The sequence below is a fragment of the Knoellia tibetensis genome (genome assembly GCF_048606415.1).
Classification (GTDB): domain Bacteria; phylum Actinomycetota; class Actinomycetes; order Actinomycetales; family Dermatophilaceae; genus Knoellia; species Knoellia tibetensis.
In genome coordinates this window covers 2,436,938-2,447,971 of the sequence record NZ_JBMBWF010000001.1, presented here as the reverse complement: position 1 = coordinate 2,447,971, position 11,034 = coordinate 2,436,938, and the positions used below count along the sequence as shown (strand labels likewise).

Annotated in this window: 7 protein-coding genes; 1 reads left to right on the top strand and 6 read right to left on the bottom strand. The window is 72.9% G+C overall.

Features of this window, described 5'->3' with window-relative positions:
• Window positions 1-152: 152 nt before the first annotated feature.
• The gene (locus ACOJV7_RS11450; protein ID WP_420190273.1) at window positions 153-467 is read right to left on the bottom strand and encodes a hypothetical protein; all 315 of its coding nucleotides are present in this window, start codon (window positions 465-467) and stop codon (window positions 153-155) included.
• A gap of 148 nt (window positions 468-615) precedes the next feature.
• Between ACOJV7_RS11450 and ACOJV7_RS11445 the strand changes: the two genes are divergently transcribed.
• Window positions 616-4,830, top strand: a complete 4,215-nt coding sequence (locus tag ACOJV7_RS11445; RefSeq protein WP_420190272.1) for an nSTAND1 domain-containing NTPase — start codon at window positions 616-618, stop codon at window positions 4,828-4,830.
• A 22-nt stretch (window positions 4,831-4,852) separates the two neighbouring features.
• On the opposite strand, the gene ACOJV7_RS11440 is transcribed toward ACOJV7_RS11445, so the two are convergent.
• Genes ACOJV7_RS11440 through ACOJV7_RS11420 form a run of 5 tightly spaced genes read right to left on the bottom strand, consistent with a single transcriptional unit; the run spans window position 4,853 to window position 10,975 of the window.
• Window positions 4,853-5,374: a hypothetical protein gene (locus ACOJV7_RS11440; RefSeq protein ID WP_420190271.1), complete on the bottom strand. Its 522-nt coding sequence runs from the start codon at window positions 5,372-5,374 to the stop codon at window positions 4,853-4,855.
• Window positions 5,375-5,419: 45 nt separating this feature from the next.
• Window positions 5,420-6,166, bottom strand: coding sequence for a MazG nucleotide pyrophosphohydrolase domain-containing protein (locus ACOJV7_RS11435; protein WP_420190270.1), 747 nt, complete (start codon window positions 6,164-6,166; stop codon window positions 5,420-5,422).
• Window positions 6,167-6,170: 4 nt separating this feature from the next.
• On the bottom strand, window positions 6,171-6,698 hold the full coding sequence (locus ACOJV7_RS11430) for a hypothetical protein (RefSeq protein WP_420190268.1): 528 nt from the start codon (window positions 6,696-6,698) through the stop codon (window positions 6,171-6,173).
• Window positions 6,699-6,712: 14 nt separating this feature from the next.
• On the bottom strand, window positions 6,713-10,369 hold the full coding sequence (gene mfd / locus ACOJV7_RS11425; protein WP_420190267.1) for a transcription-repair coupling factor: 3,657 nt from the start codon (window positions 10,367-10,369) through the stop codon (window positions 6,713-6,715).
• A gap of 36 nt (window positions 10,370-10,405) precedes the next feature.
• Window positions 10,406-10,975, bottom strand: coding sequence for an acyltransferase (locus tag ACOJV7_RS11420; RefSeq protein WP_420190406.1), 570 nt, complete (start codon window positions 10,973-10,975; stop codon window positions 10,406-10,408).
• Window positions 10,976-11,034: the final 59 nt, after the last annotated feature.

The following is an 11,034-nucleotide window of genomic DNA, read 5'->3' as shown; positions in this document are numbered from 1 at the left end:
TCTGGCCATGGGGCGCCTTGGCGACGGGCGCACGGCGGCGGGACGGTACCCGGGGCCGGGCGGGACGGCATACGCCGCTGGTGGGGACGGCATACGGAAGGGGCTCGGTCCCCTGCGGACCGGGCCCCTTCGGCGGGTGGTGCGACGAACCGTCACGCCGGGTGGGCGGCGTGAGCGTGGTTGCGGCGTGAGATGACGGCCGCCCCGGCTCCCGCGAGCGTGAGACCGGCGAGGACGCCGGCGCCGAGCTGGATGACCTCGAGCGCGTTGTCGTCGAGGGGGCCCGGCGCCGAGATGCGCGTGGGGGTCGTGCCGCCCTCGTAACAGTCGGTCTGGCAGCTCCACTCGGACTGCGCACCGTTGCCGGGGTCGGGGCGGGCAGTGGCGGGGCCGGCGACCGAGAAGGCGAGGATGCCGGTGGCTCCGGCGACGGTGAGTGCCCGGCGGATGCTGGTCGTGTGCGACATGACGTGGTCCTTTCGTGACCGGTGGTGGGGGTGGACGGGGTGTCCGGACTCCGTTGTCCCACGGGCTGGTTCCGGGTGGTCACCGGCGCGGTATCAGGCGGGTATCAGGGCTATTGACCCGCGGTGTCGGCGGCAAGACCCTCGACTCATGCGCATCGCAGTGCTGGGATCGCTGCAGGTCGACGAGGGCAGGACGACGCTCAGCCCCCGCGACCGGATGGTGCTCCTCGCCCTGACCTCGCGCCCGGGCACGGAGGTGAGCGTGGACACCCTCGCCGAGGTGCTGTGGGGCGACGACCTGCCCGACACGTGGCACAAGGTCGTGCAGGGGTGCATCGTGCGGCTTCGCAAGGTGCTCGGGGCCGAGGCGATCCAGACGGCCGGTCACGGCTACCGGCTCCGGGTGCACCGGGACGACCTGGACCACGTCCAGTTCGAGGACCTGCTCGGCCGCGCTCGCGTGCTCCTCGCCGACGGCGAGCCGGACCGGGCGCTCTTCGTCATGGGGCGGGCCAAGGAGCTGTGGCGTGGCGAGCCCTTCGAGGAGCTGCGCGACTGGGAGCCCGGACTGGCCGAGTCCGAGCGCCTCCTCGAGCTCTGGCGCGACGCCGAGGACCTGCACGCCGAGTCGAACCTGCGAGCCGGTCGGCACGAGGACGTCCTGGCGGTGGCCCCGCGGCTCGTCGCCGAGCAGCCGATGCGGGAGCACCGGTGGGCGCTGCTCGCCCTCGCGCAGTACCGCGCCGGCCGCCAGGCCGATGCCCTGCACACCCTCCACCGCGCACGACAGATGCTCGTCAACGAGCTCGGCCTCGATCCAGGCGAGGAGCTGACCGTCCTCGAGGAGGCGATCCTGCGGCAGGACCCCGGCCTTGCGTCGTCGACCCCACCGCCCGCCGGTCCGGTCGCCTGTCCCTACCTGGGGCTGGTGTCCTACGACATCGACGACGCGCACACGTTCTTCGGGCGGGACGCCGAGATCGCGTCGTGCCTGCGCCGGCTGGACACCCACGGTGTCCTCACCGTCATCGGCCCGTCGGGCAGCGGCAAGTCGTCGCTCGCGCGTGCTGGGGTGGCTGCCGCCCTGCGGCGCGACGGCCGGCGGGTGCACGTCGTCACTCCCGGTCCCCGTCCGGACCGCGCGCTCACAGAGCTCGACCTCCGCCCGACCGACGTGCTCGTCGTGGACCAGTGCGAGGAGGCGCTGGCTCTCGACCCGACGGCTCCCGGGCGCACCGCCTTCTTCGAGCGACTCGTGGACTTCGCGGAGGCGGGCAGGGGGCTGCTCGTCGTCTCGATGCGGGCGGACCGCCTCGGCGAGCTGTCCACGCACCCGGAGTTCGCGCGCCTCGTCGAGACCGGTCTCCTGCTCCTCGGACCCATGTCCGAGGACGACCTCAGGCGCGCCATCGAGGGTCCCGCCGCCCAGGCGGGTCTGCGGCTCGAGCCGGGCCTCGTCGACCTCCTCCTGCGGGAGGTCGGGGGCGAGCCCGCCGCCCTGCCGCTCCTCTCCCACGTGCTGCGGAAGACGTGGGAGCACCGGGAGGGGTCGACGCTCACCGTCGCGAGCTACGCGGCGACGGGCGGGGTCCGCGAGGCCGTGGCCCAGTCGGCGGAGAACGTCTTCCGTGGTCTCGACCCCGGCCAGAGGACGCTGCTGCGCGAGCTGATGCTGCGCCTCGTCGCACCTGACGAGGGCGGCGCCCCGGTGCCGGCACGGGTTCCACGACGGGCGGTGACCGCGGACGACGACCATGCCCGCCTCGTCGAGGTCCTTCTCGACGCCCGTCTCCTGGCGAGCGACGGGGACACCGTCGAGATCGCGCACGAGTCGCTCGCCGTGGCGTGGCCGCGGCTGCGGTCGTGGCTCGACGAGGACGTCGAGGGCCTGCGCATCATGCGCCACCTCAGCGTTGCGGCCGACAGCTGGGACGAGCTCGGCCGGCCCGACAGCGAGCTGTACCGAGGCACCCGGCAGGCGCGCGCGGCCGAGTGGCGTGCACGAGCCCACCCGTCGCTCACACCGGAGGAGCAGGACTTCCTCGAGGCCTCGGCGGCTCTCGCCGAGAAGGAGGAGCGCGCGACGCAGGTGCAGGTGCGTCGCGAACGGCGCCTCAACCGGAGGTTGCGGCTCGGGCTGGGTGCCGTCGCAGCCATGCTGGCCGTGGCCGTCGTCGCCGGCACCCTGGCCCTGACCGCCGCCCGACGAGCCGACCGCCAGGCCCTCGTCGCCGACGCCCGCCGTCTCGGAGCCGAGGCCCTGAGGTCCGACGAGCTGGACCGCTCGCTTCTCCTCGCCGCTGCCGGGGTGAGGCTCGACGACTCCACGGAGACACGCAACAGCCTGCTCGCCACCCTCGACCGGGCACCAGCACTCGTGCGCAACGCCCGCAGCGCCGCTCGGGTCCTCCACCTCACCGTCAACATCGCCACGCACCAGGTCGCCGTCATGGCAGCGGACGGCGTCGGGCTCGAGCTCTATGACGGCCAGACCCTGCGGAGGAGGAGCCCGGCGGGGCCGGTCCCGGTGGGTGGGTCGGTGCTCGCCCGACCCGACGGTGACGGGTATGCGGCCACGATCGCCGGCGACCTCCTGGGCGACGGCCGATTACCCGTCGTCCTCCTCGACCGCAACGGCGACAGGTCCGCCGTCCAGCTCGGTGGGATCCCGCCGAGCTACCAGGTCCTCGACCTGGGCTTCCCCGGGCGCTGGTACCTCGGCTTCTCGCCGTCCAGCCGATGGTTCGCGGCATCGCTGGTCCACATGCCCGAAGACGGGCGCACCCAGACCTTCGTCTGGGATCTTCGTTCCCCGCAGAAGCCCGTCGCGCAGCTGGGACTGGGCTGGGTCGGCAGCGCCCCGACCCTCAGCCCGGACGGACGCACCCTCTACTCGGGCGCCTACGGGCTGGACCTCGTACCGGGCGCCAAGGGACAGCTCCTCGTCACGAACCTTCCCGACGGCAGCGCCCGCCGCACCCTGAGCCCCGCCGACCTCGGGGCGAGCCAGCTGGACGACGTCCTGGCGCTGAGCCCGGACGGAAGGACCCTCGCCGTGGGGGCCGGCCCCGAGGTGGTCCTCGTGGACACGGCCACCCTGACGCCTCGGTCGCGCCTCACCAGACAGGCGCCGGTCCAGGCGCTGACCTTCTCACCGGACGGGACCCGGCTCGCGTCGACCGGCGAGCAGCTCGTGGTCTGGGACCTCTCCACGAGCCAGCCGGTCGAGCTCCTCTCCCAGGACGGCGACCTCGAGGATGCCGCGTTCAACGCGGACGGGACCGCGCTCTACACCAAGACCGTCGGCGGGCTCATCCAACGATGGGACCTCGCGGGCACTCGGCGCTTCCTCGCCACGCTGCCGGGCGAACCCCTCGGGTGGCGCGACTCGTGGCTCGCGCTCTCCCCCGACCTGCGCCGGGTCGCCTACACCACGGATGCCGGCGCGTCCTTCCGCGTGCGTGACGTGGCCACTGGCACGTTGGGCCCGGTCGTCACGCCGGAACGCTCCCAGGGAGGCTACGACGACCTCAGCTGGCACCCGGACGGCACCGTCCTCAGTACGAGCTACGGCGACCCGTGGGTGCGCCTGTGGGATGCCACCACGAGCCGCATGCTCGCCGAGAGACGGTTCGTCCCGGCCCCCTCCGTGGAGGGCGCAGCAGCCACCTACTTCAGCCTCGACGGGCTGCGGCTGCTCGTCGGCACGACGGAAGGTCGTCTCCACGTGCTGGACTCGGCCACCCTCGAACCGACCCGTGAACCGATCGTCGTCCACGACGAGGAGGACGGCGAGGCGGAGGCCGACGACGTGTGGAACTTCGTCGCCGCCGGGGACGAGACCGTGTGGCTCCCGGACAAGGTCGTCGACTACTCGAACGGGACCGTCCGGCCGATCCCCGACCTCGGCCACACCATCGTCAACATCTATCCCTCCCCCGACGGGAGCCGCGCGATCGTCGACTGCGGGCCCGACGGTGTCGGACTCCTCGACGCGGGCACCATGACGTGGATCTCCCCGCCCGACCCGGCGCAGGCCGGGCTCGTCGGCTACTTCTTCACCACGTGGAGCGACGACGGGTCCCTCGTCGCGAGCGCGAACGAAGGGCGCCTCAGCCACTGGGACGGTCGCACCGGCGCCTACAGCGGCACGGTCGGGGTGCCCGGTGAGGGCGATCCCGCCTTCTCGAAGGACGGCTCCCACCTCCTCTTCGCAAGCAGTGACGGCTCGGTGCTCCGGTGGCAGCTCGACCCCGAGTCATGGGTGGCCGCCGCGTGCCGGGCCTCCGGTCGTGACCTCACCGAGGTGGAGTGGCGCACCTACCTGCCGGACCGCGCCCACCAGCGGGTCTGCTCGAGCTGAGACCAGCCCGTATGCCGTCGGGTCACCAGAGGTCGGCGGTCCGGAAGCGCCCTTCGTCACCCTCGAAGACGACGACGACGCGCAGGTCGTCGACGCCGTCGTTGGCCCGGCAGATCGTCGTGACGTCGGTGGCCACCCGGGTCGTGGAGGGGCAGGAGACGTCCTCGTAGTAGTAGTCGTTCTCGTCCTCGAGGGCCTCGGCGAGCGCCTCACCACTCACGCTGCCGTCGGCCGCGACCACCACGCGCCCGGGCGGCGGACCCGAGAACCCCTCCTCGAAGGTCCCGAAGCCCCCGAAGCCCCCGAAGGCCAGCCCGAAGACGAGCATCGGCAGCAGGGTCATGCCGAGGAAGGAGAGGAGCATCCCGACGGCGACACCGATGGCGCCGGCAGCCCACGGGTTGAACCCCGACGACCGCGGGGTGTGCGCCGGCGGGTTTGCGTACCCGTAGGGCGGCGGGACGGCATACGGGGCGGCATACCCGCCGGGGTACGGCGGGTGCGGCGGGCCCGGCGGGAGCGGGCGGTGCGGCTGCTGGCTCAACGGGTCCTCCTCGGGCGCGACGGCCAAGGGTCCCACGCGGACGGCTCAGCCGCTGGACTTCGCAGCCTTCTCCTCGGCCTTGATGCGGGCCCACGCCTCCTCGACCTCTTCGGGCGTCGAGGCGTCGCCGTCGGCGAAGACGTGCGGGTGGCGCCGGACGAGCTTGGCGACGAGGCCGCCGGCGACGTCGTCGATGTCGAAGATGTCGGCCTCGTCGGTCGCGTCCTCGGCCACCCGGGCGTGGAAGAGCACCTGGAGCAGCACGTCGCCGAGCTCCTCGGCGAGGTGCCGCCGGTCACCCGACTCGATGGCCTCGACCGTCTCGGCGGCCTCCTCGGTGAGGTACTTCGCGAGCGACTCGTGCGTCTGCTTGGCATCCCACGGGCAGCCGCCGGGCGAGCGCAGCCGGTCCATGACGGCGACGGCGTCGAGCAGCCGGGACCCGGGCACGTCCCACGAGGCGACGACCATCTCGACCTCGGGCGGCGTCTCGAGCCGGGACACCTCGGAGGCGATGGCGTCGGTGAGCCCCGGGTCGGCGTCGGCCGAGCCGAGCCACACGACGTCGGTGTCGACCGCGCGGTCGACGAGGAGCCGGGCGAGCGCCGGCGGCTCCATGACGTCACCGACCGCCTCGACCGTCAGGCCCGACTCGGCGACGGCCTCGACGACCGGCTCCGACAGGTCGCGGCACAGGCGCGCGGACGCCGACTCCACGGCATACCAGGCACTGCGGGACATGAGGCCCGGCGCGACGCGCGGGCTCGTGACGAGGAGGCTCAGCCGCCCCACGACGTCACTGGGCCGGCTGGGCGGGCGCGGACGCGGCCGGCGCAGGGACGAGCCAGTTGGGCGACGTCGTGACGAGCGCGGCCTGCTGCGGGTCGAAGCGGCCGTAGCGCGGGTTGATCTTCATGTCGGCCTCGGCGAACTTCTTCGTCAGCTCCTGGCGGCCGGCGTCGTCGACCTGCTGGAGGCTCGCCTCGGCCTGGAGGATCTCGACCGTCGAGTCGGCCGGCGTCTCGGGGAAGTCCTTGAGCGCGGCCCGGGCGGCGGACTCGCTCTGGGCGCGACCCGCGGCGGCCGCGGCCTCGTTGATGTAGGGGGCGCGGATGAGCAGCGTGAGCGTCTGCGCGGCGGTGAGCGGCTGCTGCGGGTTGAACGCCTTGTTGATCTGGGAGGTCGCCTCGCGCACCTCCTGCTCGGTGATGACGCGCCCGTCGACGACCGCGGCGGTCTCGGCCGAGGTCGAGCCCGAGCACGCGGACAGGGCGAGCATGCCCGCGAGGGCGATGGCGGTGCTGCGAGCCTTGACGGCCTTCACTGGGTGTCCCTTCGTCAACGGGTGGCCCGGGACCCGGTGCTGGTCCCGGCGGTCGCCACCGCGGCTGCTGTCCCGACATTGTCCATGACGACGCTGCGGATGACCGCACCCGCCCACTCGAGCACGTCCTTGTTGCGCAGCGGCTGGCCGCCGATGCGCGCCGTCATCGGCTTGGGCACGAGCACCGTGCCGAGCGCCGGCTTGACGATCGAGCCGGGGTAGAGCCGCTGGAGACGCAGCTCCTGGCTCTCGCGCAACTCGACCGGGCCGAACCGGACGGTGTTGCCCTGCACCGAGATGTCGCGGATGCCGGCGGCGCGCGCGACCGTGCGCAGGCGCGCGACCTCGATGAGGTTGCGCACCGGCTCCGGCGGCTGGCCGTAGCGGTCGACGAGCTCGGCCTCGATGTCCGCGAGCGCGGACTCGTCGGCGACGGTGGCGAGCTTCCTGTAGGCCTCGAGGCGCAGCCGCTCCCCCGGCACGTAGTCGTGCGGGAGGTGGGCGTCGACGGGGAGCTCGATCTTGATCTCGCCGATCTCCTCCTCGACGTCGCCCTTGAAGCTCGCGACGGCCTCGCCGACGAGCCGGACGTAGAGGTCGAAGCCGACGCCGGCGATGTGCCCGGACTGCTCCCCGCCGAGGAGGTTGCCGGCGCCGCGGATCTCGAGGTCCTTCATCGCGACCTGCATGCCGGCGCCGAGGTCGGTGTGGCTCGCGATCGTCTGAAGCCGGTCGTGCGCGGTCTCGGTGAGCGGCACCTCGGGTGGGTAGAGGAAGTAGGAGTAGGCCCGCTCGCGACCACGCCCGACGCGGCCGCGCAGCTGGTGCAGCTGGCTGAGCCCGAGGCGATCGGCTCGCTCGACGATGAGGGTGTTGGCGTTGGAGATGTCGAGGCCGGTCTCGACGATCGTCGTGCAGACGAGGACGTCGAAGCGCTTCTCCCAGAAGTCGACGACGACCTGCTCGAGCTTGTGCTCGCCCATCTTGCCGTGCGCGACCGCGACCCGGGCCTCGGGCACGAGCTCGCGGATGCGGGCGGCCGCCCGCTCGATCGTCGACACCTTGTTGTGGATGTAGAAGACCTGCCCCTCGCGCAGCAGCTCGCGCCGGATCGCGGCGGTGATCTGCTTCTCCTCGTAGGCGCCGACGTAGGTGAGGACGGGGTGCCGCTCCTCGGGAGGCGTTGCGAGAGTTGACATCTCGCGTATGCCGGTCACAGCCATCTCGAGCGTGCGCGGGATCGGGGTCGCGGACATCGCGAGCACGTCGACAGCCGTGCGGAGCGACTTGAGCTGCTCCTTGTGCTCGACGCCGAAGCGCTGCTCCTCGTCCACGACGACGAGGCCGAGGTCCTTGAAGCTGACCGAGTCGGAGAGCAGGCGGTGGGTGCCGATGACGAGGTTGACGGTGCCGTCGGCCAGCCCCTCGATGACGGCGTCGGACTCCTTCTTGGAGATGAACCGGCTCAGCGCCTTGACCGTCACCGGGTAGGGGGCGTAGCGCTCGGTGAAGGTCTGGAGGTGCTGCTGGACGAGCAGCGTCGTCGGCACGAGGACGGCGACCTGCTTGCCGTCCTGGATCGCCTTGAACGCGGCACGCACGGCGATCTCGGTCTTGCCGTAGCCGACGTCACCGGCGAGCAGCCGGTCCATCGGGACCTCGCGCTCCATGTCGGCCTTGACCTCGTCGATCGAGCTCAACTGGTCGGGGGTCTCGACGTAGGCGAAGGCGTCCTCGAGCTCGCGCTGCCACGGGGTGTCGGGCGCGAACGCGTGCCCCTTCGTCGCCATCCGCGCGGAGTAGAGCTGGATGAGCTCGGCGGCGATCTGCTTGACGTAGCGGCGGGCCTTGGACTTGGTCTGCTTCCAGTCCGAGCCACCCATTCGGTTGAGCGTGGGCTGCTCGCCGCCGACGTAGCGGGTCACCTGGTCGAGCTGGTCGGTCGGCACGAAGAGCCGGTCGCCCGGCTGGCCGCGCTTGGACGCGGCGTACTCGATGACGAGGTACTCGCGGGTCGCCCCCTGGACGGTGCGCTGCATCATCTCGACGAACCGGCCCACACCGTGCTGCTCGTGGACGACGAAGTCGCCCGGCTTGAGCTGCAGCGGGTCGACCTGGTTGCGGCGACGGGACGGCATGCGCCGCATGTCCTTGGTCGACGGACCGGACGTGGGGGTGCCGGTGAGGTCGGACTCGGTGAGGACGACGAGCCGGCCGTCCGGGTGGACGAACCCACGGCCCAGCTGCGCGGTGGTCACGTGGACGACGCCGGGCTCGAGGTCGTCGAGGCTCGGGTCCAGCCGCGCGGGCACCTCGGCCTCGCCGAGCACCTCGACGATGCGCTTGGCCGAGCCTTGGCCGTCGGTGGCGACGAGGACGCGCCAGGCGTCGTCGGTCCAGCGCCGCAGGTCGGCGGCCGCCGCCTCGATGTCACCCCTGTATGCCGTGGCGTCCTCGGTGCCCGTCTCCGCGACGTCGCCGTCGGTCGTGTCGGCAGTCTCGGTGTCGAGGGCGAACGGGGTGAGGTCCCACCACGGGTGCTCGGTCTCGCGGGCGTGGTCGCGCAGGTCGGCGACGGTCCAGAAGGACGCCGAGCCGAGGATGCGCTCGAGGTCGATGGGCACGGCGTTGCCGGCGGCGGCGTTGGCCCAGCCGGCCTCGAGGAACTCCTGGCTCGTGGCGACGAGGTCGTGGGCGCGGGTGCGGACGCGCTCTGGGTCGCAGGTGACCACGGGCGAGCCTGTGGGGAAGCTGTCGAGCATCGACTCCATGCCGTCGACGAGGGCCGGGGCGAGCGACTCCATGCCCTCGACGGCGATGCCGGCAGCGAGCTTGGTGAGGAGGTCAGCGGCGCCGGGCAGCTGCTCGGCGAGGGCGGCGGCGCGGTCGCGCACGGCATCGGTGAGCAGGACCTCACGGCACGGCGGGGCCCAGAGCCCGTGCTCGGCGACCTCGAGCGAGCGCTGGTCGGCCACCTTGAACCAGCGGATCTCCTCGACGGTGTCGCCCCAGAACTCGACGCGGAGGGGGTGCTCCTCGGTCGGCGGGAAGACGTCGAGGATGCCGCCACGCACCGCGAACTCGCCGCGGCGCTCGACGAGGTCGGTGCGGCTGTAGGCGGCGGCGACGAGACCCTCGACGACCTCGTCGGGGTCGTGCTCCTCGCCGGCGCGCAGGGCGACGGGCTGGAGGTCCCCGAGGCCGGTGGCGATCGGCTGGAGGACGGCGCGGACGGGTGCGACGACGACCGACAGCGGTCCGTGCGCGGCGTCGTCCTCGTCGACGGTCGTCGGGTGGGCGAGCCGGCGCAGGACCGCGAGCCGGCGGCCGACGGTGTCGGAGCGGGGGCTGAGCCGCTCGTGCGGGAGCGTCTCCCACGAGGGGAAGTCGGCGACGACGTCGGGGTCGAGGACGCAACCGAGTGCCGCCGTGAGGTCCTCGGCCTCGCGGCTCGTCGCCGTGACCACGAGCAGCGGCAGCCGGTCGGGCGCGGTGGCGCGCAGGCGCTCGACCGCCGCGGCGATGAGGGTCGGGCGCGCGCCGGCGCTCACGGAGACGTCGAGCGTGCTCGTGCCACGCGCGGTCGCGGTGTCGAGCAGGGAGGAGATCCGGGGCGCCGTGGCGAACTGGTCGACGACGGGCTTGAGGGAGGGAATGTGGAGCGTGGGCATCGGCTCCAGACTAGTGCGGCGCGCCGACACCGCCGTTCACGAGCGGAGGCGCTCGAGGGCTCCGGCGCGCTCGAGGTAGCGCTCCCCCGTCTCGGGGCACGACCACAGGTCCGGTGCGGAGTCCCGCACGAGCGGCACCCCGGCCCGCCCCACCCAGCCGATCCGGCGAGCGGGGACCCCGGCGACGAGCGCATGGTCGGGGACGTCGCGGGTCACGACGGCGCCGGCTGCCACGAGGGCCCACCGCCCGATCGTCACCGGCGCGACGCACACGGCGCGGGCGCCGATCGAGGCGCCCTCACGGCATACGACGGCCACCTGTTCCCAGTCGCCGCCCCGTTTGAGCACACCCTCGGGGTCGGTGGACCGCGGGAAGTGGTCGTTGGTGAAGACGACGGCGGGGCCAACGAAGACCCCGTCCTCGAGGACGGCCGGCTCGTAGACGAGGGCGTGGTTCTGCAGCTTGCAGCGGTCGCCCATGCGCACCCCGGGCCCGACGTAGGCACCCCGGCCGACGATGCAGTCCTCCCCCAACACCGCGTGCTCGCGGACCTGGGCGAGGTGCCACACCCGGGTCCCGGCGCCGAGGACCGCCTCGGGCGACACGTCGGCGCTCTCCTCGACGCGCGCGGTAGCCGAGCCGTTGCTCGTGGCCCCGCTCGGGG